The sequence below is a fragment of the Segatella asaccharophila genome (assembly GCF_054687055.1).
This window is the reverse complement of sequence record NZ_BAACAN010000003.1, coordinates 71,014-90,325: the sequence shown is the minus strand read 5'-3', so window position 1 is coordinate 90,325 and position 19,312 is coordinate 71,014. Positions and strand designations below refer to the sequence as shown.

Genomic DNA, 19,312 nt, shown 5'->3' with positions numbered 1-19,312 from the left:
TGCGCCCTAAACGTGGTTTGACCGGAGAGGACTACCCACGCCGCCCGATACGCATACTTACTGTCAAAACGTTCCCCAAAATGCTGCGCTCCCGAAAACCAATGGCCTTTGCATCCGACAATCGCAAAGGCTATGAAAACGGAAGACGCTATCAGAAACGTGGTGAAGTTGTATGTTTAAGGGCGGCGTATTTTCTTTGAATGACTTAGGCAAAATGCCTGTTTGGGACTGTTACCTTTTTCTGCTGAGCATTAATCTATGGTAAGTATCCAATCAATGTCCAGTTTGTGTCCAATTGATTTCCACCCCCTATAAACAGGGCACTCCAGAGTGTCCCTGATTCTTTATTTCGAATAAAATTGAAGAGATTTTAATCTATGGCCAGCTGGCCGGGGATCATTTCATGGAAGTCACGGCAGCAACAACTTTTAACAGCTTTTCAAAATCTGTCATGCTCAACATCATTCATTGATCGTATATGTGAGCACAAATGTAACATTTATGAGGTGGGTGGCAAGATGCCGATTCTGAACGCTTACGATAAGATTATAATGGAAGAACTATTAACAGTCATTACCGACTCAAATGGTACACTCACATATATTATTCTTGATCTTCAGTTGCGAATCTTTACCATATTTTTTCTTCAGTTTGTTAATCATTATAAATGTTTTTTCAATGGTTTTAGTACTATAATTTGTCGGAACAATAAAGGCCTGAACTTTGTTGCCTTTCTTATGAATTTGCGGAATTGTAGTCAGAATCTGATCGATAGCATGTGACACGTCCTCACCTTTTAACTCAACATAACTTTCAACTGAACTTTCATTATTATCCCCATAAAGAAGCAACTTATCACATCGTAATCCTTCGGTAATCACACAACCGTCAACCTGAATCTTCCGGCATTTTTTCTTTTTAGGATTATGGTAAATCATTTTACTGTGTTTCTCCTTGAAAACGACCTCTAAGCCTTCTGTATCGACCTCACACTTATCCGGTATTGCAATCATAGTTCCAGAAGTTTAGAATAGTCATCGGATATGCATTCTGAAGCTTTATCGAGTTCATCTGTTGAAATCAACTGAAATTCATCATCCTTGATCGAATGAATTTTCCCATCCTTAATACCATAAGCTGACAAGTCTTCATAACGGATATATGACGAACAGTGCAAGATATTTTCAACTGCATCTTTCTTACTCTCATCATGGCTAACAATATTACCTGCTGCAATAAGATTATTGATAGTTGTCATGACATAAGGGCTATGAGTCGTGATAACAATGGTATTATCTCGTTTATTATCGATCATCTGTGCTATTTCCTTTATCAGATAGTACTGTGTCTCGGGAAACAAATTCTCTTCGGGTTCCTCAATAATCAAATTGGAATAATGTGGCTTTCCTATTCGCTCTGTCAAATCTGCTATGCGAACAACAGAATCTTTTAAACCACTCTTATCTTTAAGAGTAATTATGATGTTAATCAGGTCGCTAAATATTTTATCATTTTTCAAAGATTCTCTTTTCATTAAATCAGCAATTTCCTTGTCAGAAAAAAATGTTTGGTCTGCCAGATTCCGAATCGCGGTATATTTATCAAAGGAGATATCCTGTTCATTCTCAAATACCCACTTTGTATTGTAGTTGAGAAAAGCATACATCGGTACGGCCGACTGTATTCCGCTTGAGGCCTGATCCATGTCTATCGTTTTCCCGTCCGGCAATACGATCACATCTCCCTTGCTAGCATCATAATAATACTTAATGCCAAGACCGAGCAAGTCAATCTGATTTTTGACATCAAATTTACTACGAATCAACAACCAATCGAAGACAAAGTCACGGACATATGTATCTGCCATTTTCAACGTGGACAAATTGGGGATGGCTACATAGTTACGCTCTGATGGAATATAGGAAATCTTTCCCATCTTCGCTTTTTTCAGGTCGCCTACAATATCAACCTGACAGTTATGAGACTTGCCGTCAAAAAGGATTTGTAATAAATTACCCTTGAATTTTATCTGCGTATCATCGTAAATATAGGAATCTAATTTATGATATTTAATCAGATTCTTATCAATATATTTAGTATCAATATGATCTTTACCCTGCTTGATGAGCACATCTTTCTCCAGCCACTGGCAAAAACTGATCACCTTTGCCAGGGTACTTTTACCTGAACTTTGAGGACCAATAAAAACATTATATTTATTAATCTCAACTTCAACATCCTTAAGAGGTCCCAAATGATGTATGGATACGATTGGCTTCATGCTTGTAAAAACAATTAATTCAACACTTTAATTTCTCTCTAGAAAAAGAAACACCTTTACAAAGGTAATCATTTTTTAGAATATCGTAGTCTTTTAACCTGTTAATTTATAAATTAACGTAGCACCTATCAGTAGCACCTATCATTTGTTCGTGTCCAATTGATGTCCACCCCCTATAACCAGGGCACTCCAGAGTGTCCCTGATTCTTTATTGCGAATAAAACTGAAGAGATTTTAATTTATGGCCAGCTGGTCAGATAAACGATTCGTAAGGTTGCGGCAGTTATTAAGATTTACGGGCAATCTCCTTGTTCCGATTCTTCTATTTTCTGAGTTCTATCAGAATTTTTTATTCCTAAAGAGGAAAACTAATCTATCGAATTCAAGTAAAGTCTTTTTTAGAACACAAGGACCAAAATGGTGCATTTCGGTCACCTCCAAATTGTGACTTCAATCATATACTATAGTCCTAGTCATCTCCACACTCTCCAAACGCGGCTCCATTTTCTTCGCCTTCATCCATCAATCTTTGCATGGCGGCCATCATCCTCAACTGTTTGGGTGACGGCGGTTTGACTCCGCGCTGGGCCAGATCAAAATAGGAGGGAAGTTGACTATCAGGAGTTCCTGTTTGTTGAGTACGCTGAGGATATTGATCGGATTGGTCATCATGGTGGCGGCCACCCGGTGGACGGTCTCGGCTTTCTTCAGGTTCGGACTGACATAAAGGTCGAGTTTCTTGCAGATCTGCAGGAGCTCTGCCTTAGTCTGGACGGCTAAAATATCAGGGAATGAAATGCCGGAAGTAAATGCCGTATTATCTATAGTAATCATAATGGTGAAATTGCAAACTTTTCAGAAAAAAACTTTCTGAAGAAGGTCTGGAAGTACTTCTATGCCCATCGGCAGGTCTGTACTACACTATAATACAGTTTATCTTAAGGATTCGTTAAAGATGCTCATTTTAGATGCTTAAGAATCCTTTAGTAAGGAAAAATTAGCCAGACTAAAGAATCACTTCTTATTAAAAATCAAATCCAGTCCTTGCTTACGATAAAAAGGGAAACGTGTGTCACTGGAAATCAATGGTAAATGTTCAGTCAATGCTTGTGAAATAATCACGTGGTCTGAAGGATCCTTATGACCCTGAGCCTTATTTAAACGAAGCCGAGAATAAGTCATCATGTGCTCTTTCTTCAAAGGCAGAATACTAATATAAAACTCGTTTTCAATAGAATTAACCAAATCTTCTGCTGTTTTCCACCTCCTAGAGCCTAAACCTTTATTGTTAAAACCAACTATAAGTTCTCTTACAGACTCAACACTCATGCACAAGACCGTTTCCGGTTCTTGAATTATTGCTTGAACATCACGGCTCAGTTGCTCAATATCAAGAGCTAAGTAAACAAAAATATTTGTATCTATCAAATATCGCATTTACAACAGGAATGATGGGTCATTAACGATGATGCTTCCCTTCAGCCTCATTGCTGCTTCCCAGGTCTTGCTGACCTTCTTGCCAGCTTGTTGCTTTGTGGTATCATCCACTTTTTTAGTCTGCTTATCCATAATTTCTGATTTTCATTTCAAAGTTAACAATTCCATTTATAACTTCCAAATTACAGGCTACTTTTTAAGTTAAATATTCATAAGTGTCTAATTGATGTCCATACCCTGTCAAGTATGGTTCCCATCGTTAAATCAAGTCACTGACACTCGCCTGCTGAACCAATTGTATATACAGATCTCTGGTCATCAAGAAAGTAGGAACGACGGACAGGTCACATCTTACGGCGATCTTCTTCAGGTTACGCTTGATGTTCTGACGTTGCTGAATGACTTTCCGGAGGGCTTCTTTCCGACTTCGGGTAGTGACGAAGGGAAAGAAATAGGAAGTTTCAGACAAATAACGGGCGGCAATTTCCTGCATCTGGAGATCCCAAAAGACTGTCCGCCTGGGATTTTCCCCTGCGTGTGAAGTATAAGTAGGCATACCGTCCGGTTCAGTTTCCGAATACACTGATGGGTAAAGGCTACGAATATCAAGATTCAGTGATGTAATGTTATCCTATTCCTGTCGGGATCATTGTGATCACCACAATCCGCATCCATCATACTTTTCACTTCTTCAAATTCTTCCTTATATATACCCCCGACAGCCACGACCATATCACCAATCTTCATGACGAGTTTACGGTCACGGGCTATACGGATGACATAGCCTTCCTGCCCTTTCAGAATACCCGTCAGCACCCGTAACTTCACATTACCTTCGGCATAGTGCTCGATAGGGTTCTGAAGGATCCGGATCCTGGTAGGGTCATCCTTCATGATCTGCATGAAAGGCTGCATCTGACCGTCGGGGATGACTGCCGGAACGCCGGTGTTGTGATCCCTGATCAGATGGAGGAAAGGATAATGCTCATGCAGGTATTGTCGAAGAAATTTGGTACTGCCCTGCAGGAAGACGAAACCACTGATTGAAGGTTTCTCTATCTTCCTGACGCCATGTCTGGCTTTCTCGTAGAAAACGGACCGGTGGACAAAGCAACGGCAGTGACCCTCCTTGTTCACCTCGGCCTCAAACTTTTCCACCTTCTTGCTGTGGACGAACAGATAGCCCCACGAGGCAGGATCCTCAGCCCATTTCTGACTGATCTTTTCTTCCTCCCGAGACGTTCTCTCTATCGCTTGACCCGACTCTCCGTCAATCCAAGTAACGTGTTTGCCCTTTGGAAAACAACTGTTTTCGTCGGCTATAGTCGGGGTCACTGTACCATCCAGTTTCATAGCTTCCCTGATTATTTTATGTCCTTGCCAGCTGCCATCTCCGATAGTGCCAGCGTATTTGAAAATATTGAAGCCCTATTTACCATACTCGTATCTTTTAATACTCGTAATTCACTATTTTTCAGGCTCATAGCCTGGACGTAACAACTCCTTTACTCTTTGTAAAAGGAGTATTGCGATACAAAGATACATTTTTTCTATGATTTCGGACAGTTTTTCATCCATTTTTTTCAAAAACAAAAAAAATCTTCATCAATGTTTGCCAAATCAGTTGTTCCTTGATCCTGTAGGTTACTGATTAATAAGGACAAACGGATAACGCCCTGTCTTACAAAGATAGAGACATATTCGTAAAACATTCTACCGGTCAGTAGTCTGCCCTGTTCCCTTCATTTTACCATTATCTTTCACCATCAGACTCATTTTCCGTTTTCTCTCCATCCCGGACATTAATAAAATAGGTAAAGGAAGGAGGAAAAAAAGCACATAGTCCGATAATTGACCCAGACCGGGAAGCAAAAAACATTGACAAAGATTCATTAAAAAAGGATGTGCAAGTGAACACATCCTCCCTGATCCTTACAGTCCCGTCCGGCTACGGACGAAAAAAGCAGTTGGTTTCAGCACTTCCTTCTCACGTTCCGGATGATCTTCCGATTAGCCCGGTTGATCTGAGAAGTATCAATGGAGTTCAAGTAGATCTGCGTAGTCCTGTAAGAATTGTGTCCCATTCCCTCGCTGATCACGGCAATGGAAACGTCCATGTTACGTGCAATACAGGCCCAAGAATGTCGGGCCACGTAAGTAGAGAGCGGAATCTTCAGTCCGATCCGGTCCCCTATTTTCTTTAAGTTCCGGTTGACCGTCTGTTCCACCTGCCAGTACCTGCGATAGGCCGTATCATCGTCCTGCTTCAGGATGGGAAGCATAAACAGAGATCAAAGATTAAACGACCATAAAGCATAAATATTTCCACCCCAAGTTAAACATGGCCATAAACGATCAGGGAAGAAAACCGCAATAACGACAATTCGAAAAACAAAACATTCCGCTACTAAAACAACAATCATTTCTATTAAATAAACAGAGGAAGAACAACGATTTGCGTTATCTTTTCCTAAAAGTTCCCCACAACTTTAATAAAAATACGAATTTTTGACTATCTTTGTGATAATTCACTTTCGCAATTAAGCGGGAAATTAAAATTATCATGACATGAAAAAAGATTTAGGAGCCAAAATGTTTTTTACACCGTTACCAGTTCTTATCATCGGTACTTACAATGCGGCAGGCATACCGGACGCTATGAATGTAGCCTGGGGCGGACAATGCGGGCCGAAACACGTAGCCCTGAATATCGGTTCACACCAGACCACAGAGAATCTGAGAAACAAAAAAGTTTTCACCTTAGCCTTTGCAGATCGTCAGAATGAAGCCAAGGCAGATTTCGTAGGCCTTGTCTCCGGCAGGACCGTACCGGATAAGATCCGGAAGACCGGTTGGAAAGTAACCAAGTCCCCCCATATAGATGCACCCGTCTTCGATGATTTCCCCCTGACACTTGAATGCAAGGTCATTGACATGAAAGAGGAAAGCGACGGAGGAGCCCGCGTGGTAGGCGAAGTTGTCAACACCATTGCCGATGATAAAATTCTGGACAGCAAGGGGAATATAGACATCGACCAACTTCAGCCTATCCTCCTGGATGATTCCGCTGCAGCCTATCGTGCCGTAGGAGAGAAAGTTGGCAACGCTTTTAAAGATGGCAATTCGTATAAATAAATCCCTAATAGACAATCTTTCAAGACCATCCAAATGAAAAAAATCTGTTTGACAGGAATGTTCCCCCTGCTGATAGGAGTAACCATGACCTTTTGTGCCTGTAACAACAAAGCCACCTCCACTCCGGTCACATTCGATAAAGTAGCAATAGACACAACGGTGAACCTGGTCCCGGGAGACACAGCCTCCCCGAAGGCCAAGATCAATCTCACCTATACCTATGCCAAGGGAGACAAGGGAGACAAGGGAGACAACGTAAAAAAGATAAACAATTATATCCTATCCTCCAATGCTTTCAAAAGTGACCTGGTAAATGCCTATGCTCTGGAAAATTTACCACCGAAAGAAGTAGTCCGCAAATTCGTCCAGGAATATATCAAAGAATACCGGAAAACCTGCGGTCCACTCTATGCAAAAGACAAGACCACCCATTCCTGCAACTATGAATTTCTGTCAGAAGGCAAAGTGGTCAACAATGGAAGATACTCCTGCCTCACCTTTAACAAATACGTTTATACCGGCGGAGCCAACGGGATGTCTTCCGCCATCACCATCAATGTAGATAGAAAAACCGGTGAGATCATTACCAAGGATCAACTTTTAAAGCAGATCTCGCCCAGTAAGACAAAACAGGAAATCGTAAACAGCCTTGTGAGGCAACTCAAAGTAAAGAATTTCAAGCAGTTGCACGACAGCCTGTATGTATTTTCCGATACCACTGTCTACATCCCGGACAACTTCCGGATCGGCAAAGACAGTATCACCTTCATTTATGGCGACTTAGAGATCGCTCCCCACTATATGGGAGTACTCAAGGCCAAGGTATCCAAAAAAGATATTCAAATGAAGCCGGAATAAGCCGGCTGATCCTTCCATGATCTTACTTTTCCTCCGTCAAGGACAAAAGTAAGACCCCTGAAGGATCATAAGACAAGAAATACCAGAAAGCAAAATAAATCGAAAAAGCATGAAAGTAAAAGGGGAACCTATTATTATCATGAATTTCTCAGGAGCCTATGAACTAGAACCCTTTGCCGATCATCCCGGCTTTATCCATCTGGACTGCTCCCACCTCAACGGCACAGATTGCTATTGCAGCCATGAGGCCAGGGAGCAAATCAGACAGATGATCGCCCCCTACTCTCCGGAAGGGATACACTTTATTGATAATGGAGACTACCATTATATCACGAAATTCTGGATAGACAAACTCAACCAGCCATTCTCCCTGGTCATCTTTGATCACCATTCCGACATGCAGCCGTCACGCATTCCAGGTCTGTTGTCCTGTGGCAACTGGGTAAAGGACGCCATGGACGAGAACAGAAGACTGGTCAAAGTCATTCTCATCGGTACCCCCCAGGACACCGGATGGAATATTCCAGTCAATTATCAAGAAAGAGTATACCTCCTGGACCGGGAAGAAATAAGGAGGATCATAGCGGGGGAAAAGCCGATTGCCCTAAAAGGCCCCGTCTACATTTCCATCGACAAAGATGTACTGAGTACAGCCTTTGCAGAAACCAACTGGGATCAAGGTACACTTACCCTACAGGAATTGCAACAGACCCTCTTCCTCCTGTTAACACAGACACACGTCATCGGCATTGACATCTGCGGAGAATATAAAATCGTACAGAGCCTCTTCCAGAATCAAAAAGCTGCCTGCATCGACAATCACGCCAATCTGTCCATCCTCCAGACCATCGTGCAAGCAGCAAGATTAAAAGGAAGTCACTGAGGCGGCAGCAGATTCACATTCGCTTTACCTCCCCAGTCCTTTCATAGCGAAACACGATGCAGTCATGTTAAAGTGTAAACATTATTTCATACATTGCGCACTCATTTTATTTTTGTGCAACATTCTTAAGGATGAAAAACAGACTAAAAAAAGTTCAAATTAGGCCATTATAATATTTTATGATCTGTATCACAAACAAGGTATTTTCTATCAAAGTGAAACATAACCCTCAAAAACAAAGCATCAAATTTGCTCTTTCCATATCATTATGTCAAAAATGATTTAAATCCGTTGTATACGAATCTAATTCCTTCTTTTTTTGCACAAATATTTTATTGTGTGCACCTTTAGTGTGAAATTGTCAAAAACTTTGTTAATATGAAGAAGAAATAGACAGACTTCGATTCATACCCATTAACTTTGCGACAAGCAAAATAAAAACAGAGAATATGACAAGTGAAGAATGGTATCTGAAAGGCAATCTTTATCGAAAACAGCAAGACTGGCAGCATGCTATGGACTGCTATCTTGAAGCGATCGATTTAGATCCGGAAAGTCCTGCAAAGGATGCGAAGAAGATGCTGGACAATATATTGAATTTCTATTGCAAGGATTGCTACAATCCGTAAGATGGAAAAATCACAGACCCCCTGGGCCCTTCAAGGACGGGCAGGTACATAAAAGATCAGCCCCTCTCCTCAAGACGCAGAAGAGAACAGGGTCCGCTCGCCTTTTGGTTTTCAGGAGTCCCGTACTCCTTTCAGAACCTCAAATCTATTGAAAACAGAAACACATCTAATTAAGAAACAAAGATGAAAAATAAAGGAGCTATTGTGGTGAACACAGATCGTTGCAAGGGCTGTGCATTATGCGTACAGGCCTGTCCCAACGGCGTGTTGGCCCTGGTAAAAAAGAAAGTCAATGTGCACGGATACCCTTATGTGGCACCACAACTTGATAAAGATTGTATCGGTTGCAGTTGTTGCGCCATCGTATGCCCGGATGCATGCATTACCGTTTACAGGAAAAGAATGGAGGACTAAACAATGGAAGAAAAGCAAGAAATAACCCTTATGAAAGGGAATGAAGCTCTGGCCCGTGCCGCCATTCGTTGCGGAGCAGACGGATTCTTCGGATACCCCATCACCCCCCAAAGTGAAATCATTGAGACCCTGGCCCTGCTTAAGCCGTGGGAAACGACAGGAATGGTAGTCCTTCAGGCTGAAAGCGAAGTTGCAGCCATCAACATGGTCTATGGAGGAGCCGGTGCCGGCAAAAGGGTCATGACCACCTCTTCGAGTCCCGGCGTGGCGCTGATGCAGGAAGGTATAGCCTATATGGCCGGAGCCGAGATACCAGGAGTCATCGTCAACGTACAGCGAGGCGGTCCCGGGCTGGGGACCATCCAGCCCTCACAGAGTGACTATTTCCAAGCCACGCGAGGAGGAGGAAACGGTGATTATAACACCATCGTCCTGGCCCCCGCATCGGTCCAGGAGATGGCAGATTTCGTGGATCTCGCCTTCACCCTGGCATTCCGCTATCGCAATCCGGCCATGATCCTGAGCGATGGAGTCATCGGCCAGATGATGGAGAAAGTAATCCTGCCCCCTTCCAAGCCACGGCGGTCCGAAGAGCAGATCCGCAAGGAATGTCCATGGGCTACCATCGGCAGGACCGCAGACCGGAAACCGAATATCCTTACTTCCCTGGAACTGAAACCGGAAATCATGGAACAGCGCAACCTGTCCATGCAGAAGAAATACCAGACCATCAAGAACTGTGAAGTCCGTTTCGACACCCAGCAGATGGATGACGCAGAATATATTATCGTAGCCTTCGGCAGTGCCGCCAGAATAGCAGAAAAAGCCATCGAACTGGCACGAGAGCAAGGGATCAAGGCCGGATTGTTCCGTCCCATCACCCTATGGCCCTTCCCGGAAAAGCAACTCCGTGAAGCAGCTGAGGGCAAGAAGGGAATTCTGGTAGCTGAGATCAATGCAGGCCAGATGGTCCAGGACGTGCGCCTGGCCATGAACGGCGCACTGCCTGTAGAGCATTTCGGCCGGTTAGGCGGTATTGTACCCGAACCAGAGGAAATCGTAAATGCGCTGAAAACACAATTGATTCAAAAGGAGAAATAAACATGGATACATCAATCATATCACCGGAAAATCTGGTTTATACCAAACCGAAACTGATGAACGACACCACGATGCACTATTGCCCGGGGTGTTCCCATGGAGTCGTGCATAAACTTGTCGCAGAAGTTATCGCAGACATGGGCATGGAAGAAAAGACCGTAGGAATCTGCCCGGTAGGATGTGCCGTATTTGCATACCGCTACCTGGATATAGACTGGCAGGAAGCTGCCCACGGAAGAGCACCAGCACTGGCTACAGCCATAAAACGTCTCTGGCCGGACCGTCTGGTATTCACCTATCAGGGTGACGGTGACCTGGCATGCATCGGCACAGCAGAGACGCTGCATGCCCTGAACCGCGGAGAGAACATCACGATCATCTTCATCAATAATGCCATATACGGCATGACCGGCGGGCAAATGGCACCCACAACCCTTATCGGCCAGAAGACGTCTACCTGTCCATACGGAAGAGACCCCGTCCTGCACGGCTATCCCCTGAAGATCACCGAACTGGCTGCCCAGTTGCAAGGAACCTGCTACGTCACACGCCAGAGCGTAGAGACTGCCGGAGCCATCATCAAGGCAAAGAAAGCCATCCGCAAGGCCTTTGATGCCTCGATGGCGAAAAAGGGTTCATCTCTGGTAGAAATTGTAAGCACCTGCAGCAGTGGCTGGAAACGGAAGCCTGCCGAAGCGAATAAATGGATGGAAGAGCACATGTTCCCCTTCTATCCCAAGGGTGACTTGAAAGATACGATAAACAAATAAAGTATGTCCTTCAAAGGCAGGGGAGAATCATGGAGTCCAGTCTCCGGACTCCCCTCTGCTGCAGAAAGGATAATTGACAGAAAAAGGAAATGAAAAAGGAAATCATTATAAGCGGATTCGGCGGCCAGGGAGTCCTCTCGATGGGGAAGATACTGGCCTATTCGGGATTAATGGAAGGAAAAGAGGTAACATGGATGCCAGCCTACGGCCCTGAACAACGGGGCGGAACGGCCAATGTCACCGTCATTGTCAGTGACCAGCGCATCTCCTCCCCCATCCTCAGCCGTTATGACATAGCCATCGTCCTGAACCAGCCCTCCCTGGATAAATTCCAGGCCAAGGTGAAACCAGGAGGTATCCTCATCTATGACGGATACGGCATCATGGCCCCTCCTTCACGGAAGGACATCAGCATATACCGTATCAACGCGATGGATAAGGCAGCGGAGATGAAGAATGCACATGTCTTCAATATGGTTGTCCTCGGCGGCCTGCTCAAGGTCTGTCCACTGGTTACTCCTGACGGGCTCCAGAAGGCTCTGTTCAAGACTCTCCCGGAGCGCCACCATAACCTGATCCCACTCAACATGAAAGCAGTAGAGGAAGGAAAGGGCATCATCACAAAAATGCAATAACATCTGACAAGAAGCAAATACAACTGTAGGGAGTAATCGGGTCTCCCCATGGTAAGGAAGGGTACATTTTCTGAATGTGCCCTTTTTCATTGCCTTTTCTCCCTGACCGTCGTCAGGAGCATAACCGTCCGTGCCTCAGCACTCCAGCCAGGCGTGGAAACGGCGGCCGGCAGAAGCGGCAGCCATACGGCTGGCCGAAAATTGTTTTTAACCTTTCTGGAAACCCGCTTGTTGATTTTTTTTGTATCTTTGCAACTGGCTTGAGGAAAAGCCAACCATCATCTTCGGGGCAGCAGCCGTTGCCAGAGATGAAAGGCAGAAAGGAAACCACTACGAGTAAGCCCATCTTTCCGATCTGTCCACCCGTAAAAATCGCACCCATAACTGAATAAAAATGTCAAAAACAACACTCTATTTTACAATCGCCATATTTATTGTCCTGTTCATCGGACTGGTATGGTTCGGCTTGAAATCTTATCTGGATATAAAAAGGCATAAGCTCCAGAGTGAACGGGACCGCAAAGAGAGACTGGAAAGGATGAAACAGAACCTGAAATCCAGAGGATAAAAGAAACTGCATGATGGTAAAAGAAGCGAACAGCCCCACAGAGCAGAAGACAGGAGAGATACCCGTACTGTTATTAACAGGGTATCTGGGGAGCGGGAAGACAACACTGGTCAACCGGATCCTTACAAATCAGCATAACATCAAATTTGCGGTTATTGTCAATGACATCGGTGAGGTGAATATCGATGCAAGCCTCATACAACAAGGCGGAGTCGTAGGGCAAGACGACAAGAGTCTCATCGCCCTGCAGAATGGTTGTATCTGTTGTACACTAAGGATGGATCTCGTCGAACAGCTCTGCGACATCGCCAATACCGGCCGTTTCGATTATATTGTCATCGAAGCCAGCGGCATCTGTGAGCCTGCCCCTATCGCCCAGACCATCAGTTCCATCACGGATATAGTACCCGGATTTATCAAGAAAGCAAGGCCCACGCTCGATTGCATCGTGTCTGTCGTCGATGCCCTCCGGCTTCAAAAGGAGTTTGACAATGGCCAGACGTTGCAACGTACGAATATCGCTGAGGATGACCTGGAAAACCTGGTCATCCAGCAAATCGAGTTTTGTAACCTCATCCTGCTCAACAAGGCTACAGAGGTCAGTACGGGCGACCTGGGACGCATCAGGGAGATCCTTCATACCATTCAGCCGGAAGCAGAAATCATCCCCTGTGATTATTGTGATGTTCCTCTTTCCCGACTGATCCATACCCATCAATTTGATTTTGACAAGGTCGCCGGTTCTGCTGCATGGATCAAGGCTATCGAAGGAGAAGATCAAGGCTGCCCTATTCCACAAAACAAGGATGAGGGAGAGAGAGAAGAATATGGCATCACCACCTTTGTCTACCAGCGCAGACCCGCATTCAATCTTGGAAGATTTGATGAGTTTGTCTCAGGCAACGCCATGAAAAAGGTCATCCGGTGCAAGGGAACATGCTGGTTTTATGATGAACCAGACAACTGTTATATCTTCGAGCAGGCAGGATCACAGACCACTCTCAGGAATGCCGGTCAATGGTATGCCACGATGCCGGAAGAGGAGCTCCGCCAACGGTTACAGGAAGATGAAAGTCTGCGTCGTGACTGGGATGAGAAATATGGTGACCGGATGGAAAAACTGGTGTTCATTGGTCAGGATCTTGACCGGGAAGCCCTGGTCAAAGTCTTGGACGCCTGCATGGAAGAGCCGGATGATGCCCCCTACACCATCCGGAAAGCAACCATTGATGACTGCCAGTTGATCCACAACATGGCGGAGCAGGTGTTTCCCAAAACCTATAAAAGTATTCTGTCACCAGAACAGAACGACTATATGATGGACTGGATGTATTCTCTTCCGAACCTTTACCGGCAGATCACGGAACAGCATCATACCTATCTGATCTTGTCCGTCAATCATGAGCCTGCTGGATATTCATCCGTCCAGCCGGAAGGAGAAGATGTCTATCATCTCCAGAAACTCTATATTCTGCCCAAATACCAAGGCATTCACTTAGGCGGCCGGCTCTTTACGGAAACGCTGAAATATATCAAGAGCATCCACAAAGACCCCTGCCGGGTAGAGTTGAACGTCAACCGGTCAAATCAAGCCGTGGGGTTCTATCTGCACATGGGCATGAAGAAGATCCGCGAAGGTAATTTCCCTATCGGGCATGACTTCTTCATGAATGATTACATCATGGGCATTGACCTCTGATCAAGGCACAAGATAACAAGGAAAGGATCGCTGCCGGTTTTTCATCGATGACTTGCAATCATTGCCCCGTAAGATCACAGCAGGGTCCCTCTCTTCAGCAACAACAAACTAGATCAAGAAAAGAAATTCTCGGGAAATGGATAAACTTTCAGAAAACACCATCGGACAGTGGCTGGAATACTGGGCTCAAAACGATCCGGACAGAGATTTTGTGGTATACTCTGACCGCAATCTTCACTGGACCTTCAACGATGTCAATGAGCGTGTCGACCAGATGGCAAAAGGTATGATGAATATCGGAGCCGGAAAGGGAACCCATATCGGCATACTGGCCAATAATGTCCCCGACTGGATCACGGTATTATTGGCATGTTCCAAAATCGGAGCCGTCTCTATCCCCGTGAACACGAACTTCAAACGGATCGAACTGGAGGACATTATGCAACGTGCGGATATGGAAATGATTTTCATCGTTGAGCATTGCAAGGATAATGACTATGCCGAGATCATGTACAGGATCCTTCCCGAACTCAAGACCCAACCTTTAGGACAGTTGCACAGCACCCGTTTTCCGAAGATGAAAGCTGTCATCCTCATGGGTACGGCTCATCGCCGGGGGATGTATACCACGGTAGACCTCCTCTCCGGAGCAGCATGGGTCAAGGATAAAGACTATCAGAGCATAAAACATGCCGTAAACGCTCATGATCTGACCAACATCCAGTTTACCAGTGGCACTACCGGGTATCCGAAAGGAGCTATGCTGAGCCATTATAATATCTGCAACAACGGCTATCTCACAGGCGTCCATCTGCGTTTCACGCCTGACAGCAAACTCTGCCTTTGTGTTCCCTTCTTCCATTGCTTCGGTCTGGTCATGGGCATTATGAACTGCCTGGTCCATCATTGCACGATGGTCATCTGTGAGACCTTCGATCCTATGCTGGTCTTGTATTCCATTGCCCATGAGCGTTGCACCTCTCTTTTTGGAGTGCCGACCATGTTCCTTGGAATCCTCTCCCATCCCCTGTTCAAACGATTCGACCTTTCAAGTCTTTATGCCGGAATAATGGCAGGGAGCATCTGTCCGGCGAGCCTCATCAGACGGGTTGAGGAAGAAATGGGAATGATCGTCTGCACGGAATACGGATTTACGGAATCTTCACCAGGGATGACAGCCACGCGATGGGATGATCCCTTCGACATACGCAGCAACACGGTCGGCAAAGCCTTTGAAGACTCTGTCATCACCGTTCGTGACAAGGATGACAAAGAGTGCCCCGAAGGAGTTGGAGGAGAATTATGTAACCGTGGCTATAATAATATGCTCGGATATTATAAAGATCCGGAAAGCACCGCAGAGATATTAGACAAGGAAGGAAACCTGCATACCGGCGACCTGGGATTTAAGGATGAAAAGGGTTACTTCCATATCTCCGGCCGCATCAAGGATATGATCATCCGTGGAGGTGAAAATATCTATCCCCATGAGATTGAACAGTTCCTTTACCATCTTCCTGAAATCAAGATCATACAGGTTGTCGGAGTACCCTCGGAGAAATACGGTGAGTCTGTAGGTGCCTTCATTGAACTGAAGAAGGGTTCCACCCTTCAGGCCTCTGACATCACAGACTTCTGTAAGGACAAGATTGCCCGATACAAGGTGCCGAAATATATTTTCTTCCTCAAAGACGGAGAATGGCCTTTGACCGGGAGCGGAAAAATCCAGAAATTCAAATTGAAGAAGAAAGCGGTCGAAATCTGTAAGAAAGAAGGCAGGACGATTATATGACATTGGTGAGTGCCATTCAGTTATTAGGGGGAAATCAGCTTACGCTCAGATAGCTGCAGATCCGAAAGTCTATCTGTAATCAACTCTCATTAAAATCGGACAACTTTTAAAAGCACTATGCAATTTACCTTTCATGTTTTCAGGTAATATTACATACTGCAGGCCTGTATGGGCAAAAGCGAATGCAGGTAAAGAATTAATCAGAGCCTTACTTAAGTCCAGGGACCTTAAAACACCTGTCAATTTATTGTTGCTACCTTTGTGCCCACCCATGTACCTGATATAGGCAATATCTTCATTATTCACCGGTCCTTCTACTTTCAAGTGATAAACATAAGGAATGGTGTTTTCTTTCAACCTGTATCTTAGCGTTCCCTTTTTAGAAAGTTTGACAATGGTTTGATGTGGTACATAATTACTGTCGGCTACACCAACAATGATAGATTTCCGATAATTATAAACCGGTATATGATCGAAGTCGTAATAGCCGTCTTTCTCACCACCCCAGCCAAAATTTACGTGAATGGAGTCACCTTTTATCCCATCTAAAAGGAAGAAGTGCCTGCCAGCGTTTTTATTTGATGCTGCAATGATTACAGGCCGACCCTCCTGGATTTCCTGTCTGACAATCTCCACAAAACGAAGATGCCCGGATTTCTCCTCAAAACATCTAGAATCAAAATAAGTAAGATAGGGAGAGAAATGCAAGTCATTTTCCATTACACTAAACATTCTCCTAAAATTCGACAAACCTCTACTGAATGTATAATCTGTATGTAGAAGATCAGCAGAATACCGTATTAGTGCAGATACGAAATGTACCCGCTGGGGCAGAACACCTCTATGATAGACATTAAAAGAATTCGACCATACTATATCAACTTTCCGATTATCGGTGGTGATCTGGGATGGATATTGCATATAATTCATAATCTGTGCCAGGACTACAGCTCCGCATCCAGTTGGAACTCGCCGTATTTTCCCACAGGGGTCTTTGGCCAGGAAAAAATAATTATAAGGATCCTCCTGCCCCCATTTGGTTTTAATCAGCGGCTCGTCTCCCCTGTTTTTGCTGCATGCTGCTAAGGTAAAAAGCAGCATGCCTGCGAAAATAAGATTTTTAAAATTAATTCTATTTTTATAATTCATTTTCAACAAAAGAATTTAGCCAGCAACATCATGATAAGGGGAAAAAGCACGATACTGACGAATTTTATCCATCCACGCTTGCAGATCCGTTTCATTTGCAGATCATCCAAATGTGAAAAGGTATCGTTTATATGTTCATAGTAATTTCTTTTCTTCAATTTGGCTGTGTATATCTTACTTAAGATATAGGTTAGGAATACCCATACCAGGGCGATTGCCTTGTAGTGGGTACTATCGGCTATCTTAACATACAAGACGATAAAAGGGACACCCAGCCAGCAGCTTAGGAGAAAAGAATTTACTTGCACAGTATCATAAGCATATTTTCCTATATATCGTTTATCGTATCCATGTTTTACCCGATAATGTTTAACGGCTATGAGCATATCTGTAAAAAAAATCATCAATCATCATCATATTTGTTTTTAATAGTATAATACCTAGTATTTGTATTTTGTTCTTGTCAACATAAGAGGACTCATATATAAGTCCGTGTTAACCATCAGACCAGTATCTTAACTTTTCTACTACAAATTTAATTATTTATTCTATGAATAAAGACAAATATAGCATATTGCACTTCCGGTTATCTTCTACCACAGCACTAACTGGATTATCTGCATCGGCAACTACAAACTTCTATAGATTCCAGAATAGTGTGTGGTATAAGTACTGTATTTTGTCCATTATAGACAACTTGAGAGTATTACCAGTGAATTCTGTTGAGAGTTCACTGAAAGTTTCATTCGCTTCAAATCACTACATCATACATGAGTTATTATTATATTAATGTCAGTAACACCACCAGACTATTCAGAATAGATGATGAAACCCTCACCTATTATGATTCAGCATAGATTTCCATATTTTGAATAAGATCCTCGTATGCCTTTATCACATCGATAAGATTGAAATAGTCATCTAATATTGCTCAACTTTAATCTCTGCAGGAGTGTCAACAATCATGGGATACACATAAAGCTTACGTTTCTTTCTGGAGGGATTGGGAGCTGCTGTCATCTTCAATTGTTTATCATATCTTTTACATTTTACCGTCAACCAATTATAAGCAACTCTTATTGAGTCCGTATCTCTTATTCCCGAACCTGCACCATTGCCGTTGTAGTTATCGATGTCTATACAGATACATTTACTTGCTCCTGAACAAAATATTGTCCCACCCTCTTTTTGAAATGTTATTTTGGAAGGATAACCGAAATTATCATCTGTATCACAAGAGGCAAACAGGAACGGAATAAATAAAAATGCAAATAATATTTTTCTTTTCATAATCTTTATCTTTATCACACCGGTTTTGCGTATGTTATGATACGCACATGATGGTTATACTTTGTATTTTTTCTTTCTGTATTAATCTCATCGTAATCGTAATCGTTATCACTACTATTAAGTTTGAAAACGCCATCAACATAGTATCCGTTACAGTATCCACCCCATCCAAAGTCGCAATGTACCATTCGACATGTATCAGGTACTGTACTTGTACTGATTAAATAGCCATTTCTGTATTGTCTTGTAATTTCCTGTCTTACTTTTATTTTATAGCCATCAATAATCCAAGCATGACTATCCCAGATTTTTATGCCAGGAACTGCATAAATAATTACGGGGCAACTATTATCTATCATGCAAGTTACTCTATTATAAGTATAGTTAAATCGCTTCACATCGTTAAATCCCATATCTTTTAAGAATGAAGAGGCCTTTGATGGAAAAGTAAAAGTACCTTTATAGAAATACATAGAACCACACCATTCTGCAATCCCTCTGAGTAATGTTGCGGCCGCAATTTCACCTTGATATGAATATACATTATTTAAAGCATTCCAGTCAACGATAGTTCCATTATATGAAAATTTCATTCGCTTCAAATCACTACATCATACATGAGTTATTATTAATATTTTGTATAATAGAAAGGGGGCCAAGATAAACATTTC

The 19,312-nt window shown here is 43.5% G+C and carries 23 protein-coding genes and 1 pseudogene; 12 read left to right on the top strand and 12 right to left on the bottom strand.

From position 1 onward, the window contains the following. Window positions 1–581 precede the first annotated feature (581 nt). The 8 genes from ACYRYG_RS02745 to ACYRYG_RS02710 form a co-directional block, all read right to left on the bottom strand. Window positions 582–1,013 carry a hypothetical protein gene (locus ACYRYG_RS02745; RefSeq protein ID WP_460197525.1) on the bottom strand — a complete coding sequence of 144 codons (432 nt, stop codon included), beginning with the start codon at window positions 1,011–1,013 and terminating at the stop codon, window positions 582–584. Further along, window positions 1,010–2,281 (bottom strand): AAA family ATPase, encoded by a 1,272-nt coding sequence (locus tag ACYRYG_RS02740; protein ID WP_294076405.1) that lies wholly within the window; start codon window positions 2,279–2,281, stop codon window positions 1,010–1,012. Before ACYRYG_RS02740 ends, ACYRYG_RS02745 begins: the two co-directional genes overlap by 4 nt. Before the next feature lie 549 nt (window positions 2,282–2,830). Beyond that, the gene (locus tag ACYRYG_RS02735) at window positions 2,831–3,115 is read right to left on the bottom strand and encodes a hypothetical protein (RefSeq protein ID WP_460197523.1); all 285 of its coding nucleotides are present in this window, start codon (window positions 3,113–3,115) and stop codon (window positions 2,831–2,833) included. A gap of 180 nt (window positions 3,116–3,295) precedes the next feature. Continuing rightward, window positions 3,296–3,718 (bottom strand): type II toxin-antitoxin system VapC family toxin, encoded by a 423-nt coding sequence (locus tag ACYRYG_RS02730; protein WP_293418829.1) that lies wholly within the window; start codon window positions 3,716–3,718, stop codon window positions 3,296–3,298. Continuing rightward, window positions 3,719–3,850: a hypothetical protein gene (locus ACYRYG_RS02725; RefSeq protein ID WP_293418827.1), complete on the bottom strand. Its 132-nt coding sequence runs from the start codon at window positions 3,848–3,850 to the stop codon at window positions 3,719–3,721. A gap of 127 nt (window positions 3,851–3,977) precedes the next feature. Next, window positions 3,978–4,274: a hypothetical protein gene (locus ACYRYG_RS02720; RefSeq protein WP_460197522.1), complete on the bottom strand. Its 297-nt coding sequence runs from the start codon at window positions 4,272–4,274 to the stop codon at window positions 3,978–3,980. A gap of 56 nt (window positions 4,275–4,330) precedes the next feature. Next, on the bottom strand, window positions 4,331–5,071 hold the full coding sequence (locus ACYRYG_RS02715; protein ID WP_293428202.1) for a hypothetical protein: 741 nt from the start codon (window positions 5,069–5,071) through the stop codon (window positions 4,331–4,333). A gap of 620 nt (window positions 5,072–5,691) precedes the next feature. Further along, a complete protein-coding gene (locus ACYRYG_RS02710) occupies window positions 5,692–6,000 on the bottom strand; it encodes a tyrosine-type recombinase/integrase (RefSeq protein WP_460197521.1) in 309 nt (102 codons plus the stop codon). Window positions 6,001–6,286: 286 nt separating this feature from the next. On the opposite strand from ACYRYG_RS02710, the gene ACYRYG_RS02705 reads away from it, so the two are divergent. From ACYRYG_RS02705 to ACYRYG_RS02650, 12 genes and pseudogenes are all read left to right on the top strand, one after another. Next, window positions 6,287–6,853 carry a flavin reductase family protein gene (locus ACYRYG_RS02705; protein ID WP_460197519.1) on the top strand — a complete coding sequence of 189 codons (567 nt, stop codon included), beginning with the start codon at window positions 6,287–6,289 and terminating at the stop codon, window positions 6,851–6,853. A 33-nt stretch (window positions 6,854–6,886) separates the two neighbouring features. Continuing rightward, complete coding sequence (locus tag ACYRYG_RS02700) at window positions 6,887–7,711, top strand: DUF3298 and DUF4163 domain-containing protein (protein ID WP_460197517.1); 825 nt, start codon at window positions 6,887–6,889, stop codon at window positions 7,709–7,711. Window positions 7,712–7,820: 109 nt separating this feature from the next. Continuing rightward, a complete protein-coding gene (locus tag ACYRYG_RS02695) occupies window positions 7,821–8,594 on the top strand; it encodes an arginase family protein (RefSeq protein ID WP_293423111.1) in 774 nt (257 codons plus the stop codon). A 449-nt stretch (window positions 8,595–9,043) separates the two neighbouring features. Continuing rightward, window positions 9,044–9,223, top strand: a complete 180-nt coding sequence (locus tag ACYRYG_RS02690) for a tetratricopeptide repeat protein (RefSeq protein WP_293418813.1) — start codon at window positions 9,044–9,046, stop codon at window positions 9,221–9,223. Between the two features lie 183 nt (window positions 9,224–9,406). Continuing rightward, window positions 9,407–9,637, top strand: coding sequence for a 4Fe-4S dicluster domain-containing protein (locus tag ACYRYG_RS02685; RefSeq protein ID WP_293418811.1), 231 nt, complete (start codon window positions 9,407–9,409; stop codon window positions 9,635–9,637). 3 nt (window positions 9,638–9,640) lie between these two features. Then, the gene (locus tag ACYRYG_RS02680) at window positions 9,641–10,738 is read left to right on the top strand and encodes a 3-methyl-2-oxobutanoate dehydrogenase subunit VorB (protein WP_293418809.1); all 1,098 of its coding nucleotides are present in this window, start codon (window positions 9,641–9,643) and stop codon (window positions 10,736–10,738) included. Between the two features lie 2 nt (window positions 10,739–10,740). After that, window positions 10,741–11,508, top strand: a complete 768-nt coding sequence (locus ACYRYG_RS02675) for a thiamine pyrophosphate-dependent enzyme (RefSeq protein ID WP_460197516.1) — start codon at window positions 10,741–10,743, stop codon at window positions 11,506–11,508. Window positions 11,509–11,597: 89 nt separating this feature from the next. Next, window positions 11,598–12,143: a 2-oxoacid:acceptor oxidoreductase family protein gene (locus tag ACYRYG_RS02670; RefSeq protein WP_293418805.1), complete on the top strand. Its 546-nt coding sequence runs from the start codon at window positions 11,598–11,600 to the stop codon at window positions 12,141–12,143. A 394-nt stretch (window positions 12,144–12,537) separates the two neighbouring features. Then, complete coding sequence (locus ACYRYG_RS02665) at window positions 12,538–12,711, top strand: hypothetical protein (RefSeq protein WP_293418803.1); 174 nt, start codon at window positions 12,538–12,540, stop codon at window positions 12,709–12,711. Window positions 12,712–12,724: 13 nt separating this feature from the next. Beyond that, window positions 12,725–13,900, top strand: a pseudogene (locus ACYRYG_RS02660) (GTP-binding protein); the annotation flags it as partial. Beyond that, window positions 13,892–14,410 carry a GNAT family N-acetyltransferase gene (locus tag ACYRYG_RS02655; RefSeq protein WP_294077453.1) on the top strand — a complete coding sequence of 173 codons (519 nt, stop codon included), beginning with the start codon at window positions 13,892–13,894 and terminating at the stop codon, window positions 14,408–14,410. The pseudogene ACYRYG_RS02660 and the gene ACYRYG_RS02655, both read left to right, overlap by 9 nt. A gap of 136 nt (window positions 14,411–14,546) precedes the next feature. Beyond that, on the top strand, window positions 14,547–16,202 hold the full coding sequence (locus ACYRYG_RS02650; RefSeq protein ID WP_460197515.1) for an AMP-binding protein: 1,656 nt from the start codon (window positions 14,547–14,549) through the stop codon (window positions 16,200–16,202). Between the two features lie 69 nt (window positions 16,203–16,271). Here the strand turns inward: ACYRYG_RS02650 and ACYRYG_RS02645 are convergent, their stop codons facing one another. The 4 genes from ACYRYG_RS02645 to ACYRYG_RS02630 form a co-directional block, all read right to left on the bottom strand. After that, the gene (locus ACYRYG_RS02645; protein ID WP_460197608.1) at window positions 16,272–17,303 is read right to left on the bottom strand and encodes a C10 family peptidase; all 1,032 of its coding nucleotides are present in this window, start codon (window positions 17,301–17,303) and stop codon (window positions 16,272–16,274) included. Between the two features lie 50 nt (window positions 17,304–17,353). After that, window positions 17,354–17,737 (bottom strand): hypothetical protein, encoded by a 384-nt coding sequence (locus tag ACYRYG_RS02640; protein WP_460197513.1) that lies wholly within the window; start codon window positions 17,735–17,737, stop codon window positions 17,354–17,356. Window positions 17,738–18,272: 535 nt separating this feature from the next. Next, window positions 18,273–18,641, bottom strand: coding sequence for a hypothetical protein (locus ACYRYG_RS02635; protein ID WP_460197512.1), 369 nt, complete (start codon window positions 18,639–18,641; stop codon window positions 18,273–18,275). 14 nt (window positions 18,642–18,655) lie between these two features. Continuing rightward, on the bottom strand, window positions 18,656–19,234 hold the full coding sequence (locus ACYRYG_RS02630) for a C10 family peptidase (RefSeq protein ID WP_460197511.1): 579 nt from the start codon (window positions 19,232–19,234) through the stop codon (window positions 18,656–18,658). Window positions 19,235–19,312 lie beyond the last annotated feature (78 nt).

What these genes read in the sequence shown, in the direction of transcription:
- ACYRYG_RS02705 (WP_460197519.1), top strand. Translation starts at nt 6,287, where the DNA reads ATGAAAAAAGATTTAGGAGCCAAAATGTTTTTTACACCGTTACCAGTT.
- ACYRYG_RS02730 (WP_293418829.1), bottom strand. Translation starts at nt 3,718, where the DNA reads ATGCGATATTTGATAGATACAAATATTTTTGTTTACTTAGCTCTTGAT.
- ACYRYG_RS02675 (WP_460197516.1), top strand. Translation starts at nt 10,741, where the DNA reads ATGGATACATCAATCATATCACCGGAAAATCTGGTTTATACCAAACCG.
- ACYRYG_RS02710 (WP_460197521.1), bottom strand. Translation starts at nt 6,000, where the DNA reads ATGCTTCCCATCCTGAAGCAGGACGATGATACGGCCTATCGCAGGTAC.
- ACYRYG_RS02680 (WP_293418809.1), top strand. Translation starts at nt 9,641, where the DNA reads ATGGAAGAAAAGCAAGAAATAACCCTTATGAAAGGGAATGAAGCTCTG.
- ACYRYG_RS02650 (WP_460197515.1), top strand. Translation starts at nt 14,547, where the DNA reads ATGGATAAACTTTCAGAAAACACCATCGGACAGTGGCTGGAATACTGG.
- ACYRYG_RS02645 (WP_460197608.1), bottom strand. Translation starts at nt 17,303, where the DNA reads ATGCTGCTTTTTACCTTAGCAGCATGCAGCAAAAACAGGGGAGACGAG.
- ACYRYG_RS02745 (WP_460197525.1), bottom strand. Translation starts at nt 1,013, where the DNA reads ATGATTGCAATACCGGATAAGTGTGAGGTCGATACAGAAGGCTTAGAG.
- ACYRYG_RS02695 (WP_293423111.1), top strand. Translation starts at nt 7,821, where the DNA reads ATGAAAGTAAAAGGGGAACCTATTATTATCATGAATTTCTCAGGAGCC.
- ACYRYG_RS02635 (WP_460197512.1), bottom strand. Translation starts at nt 18,641, where the DNA reads ATGAAAAGAAAAATATTATTTGCATTTTTATTTATTCCGTTCCTGTTT.
- ACYRYG_RS02720 (WP_460197522.1), bottom strand. Translation starts at nt 4,274, where the DNA reads ATGCCTACTTATACTTCACACGCAGGGGAAAATCCCAGGCGGACAGTC.
- ACYRYG_RS02670 (WP_293418805.1), top strand. Translation starts at nt 11,598, where the DNA reads ATGAAAAAGGAAATCATTATAAGCGGATTCGGCGGCCAGGGAGTCCTC.
- ACYRYG_RS02700 (WP_460197517.1), top strand. Translation starts at nt 6,887, where the DNA reads ATGAAAAAAATCTGTTTGACAGGAATGTTCCCCCTGCTGATAGGAGTA.
- ACYRYG_RS02725 (WP_293418827.1), bottom strand. Translation starts at nt 3,850, where the DNA reads ATGGATAAGCAGACTAAAAAAGTGGATGATACCACAAAGCAACAAGCT.
- ACYRYG_RS02690 (WP_293418813.1), top strand. Translation starts at nt 9,044, where the DNA reads ATGACAAGTGAAGAATGGTATCTGAAAGGCAATCTTTATCGAAAACAG.
- ACYRYG_RS02640 (WP_460197513.1), bottom strand. Translation starts at nt 17,737, where the DNA reads ATGCTCATAGCCGTTAAACATTATCGGGTAAAACATGGATACGATAAA.
- ACYRYG_RS02715 (WP_293428202.1), bottom strand. Translation starts at nt 5,071, where the DNA reads ATGAAACTGGATGGTACAGTGACCCCGACTATAGCCGACGAAAACAGT.
- ACYRYG_RS02685 (WP_293418811.1), top strand. Translation starts at nt 9,407, where the DNA reads ATGAAAAATAAAGGAGCTATTGTGGTGAACACAGATCGTTGCAAGGGC.
- ACYRYG_RS02665 (WP_293418803.1), top strand. Translation starts at nt 12,538, where the DNA reads ATGTCAAAAACAACACTCTATTTTACAATCGCCATATTTATTGTCCTG.
- ACYRYG_RS02655 (WP_294077453.1), top strand. Translation starts at nt 13,892, where the DNA reads ATGGAAGAGCCGGATGATGCCCCCTACACCATCCGGAAAGCAACCATT.
- ACYRYG_RS02630 (WP_460197511.1), bottom strand. Translation starts at nt 19,234, where the DNA reads ATGAAATTTTCATATAATGGAACTATCGTTGACTGGAATGCTTTAAAT.
- ACYRYG_RS02740 (WP_294076405.1), bottom strand. Translation starts at nt 2,281, where the DNA reads ATGAAGCCAATCGTATCCATACATCATTTGGGACCTCTTAAGGATGTT.
- ACYRYG_RS02735 (WP_460197523.1), bottom strand. Translation starts at nt 3,115, where the DNA reads ATGATTACTATAGATAATACGGCATTTACTTCCGGCATTTCATTCCCT.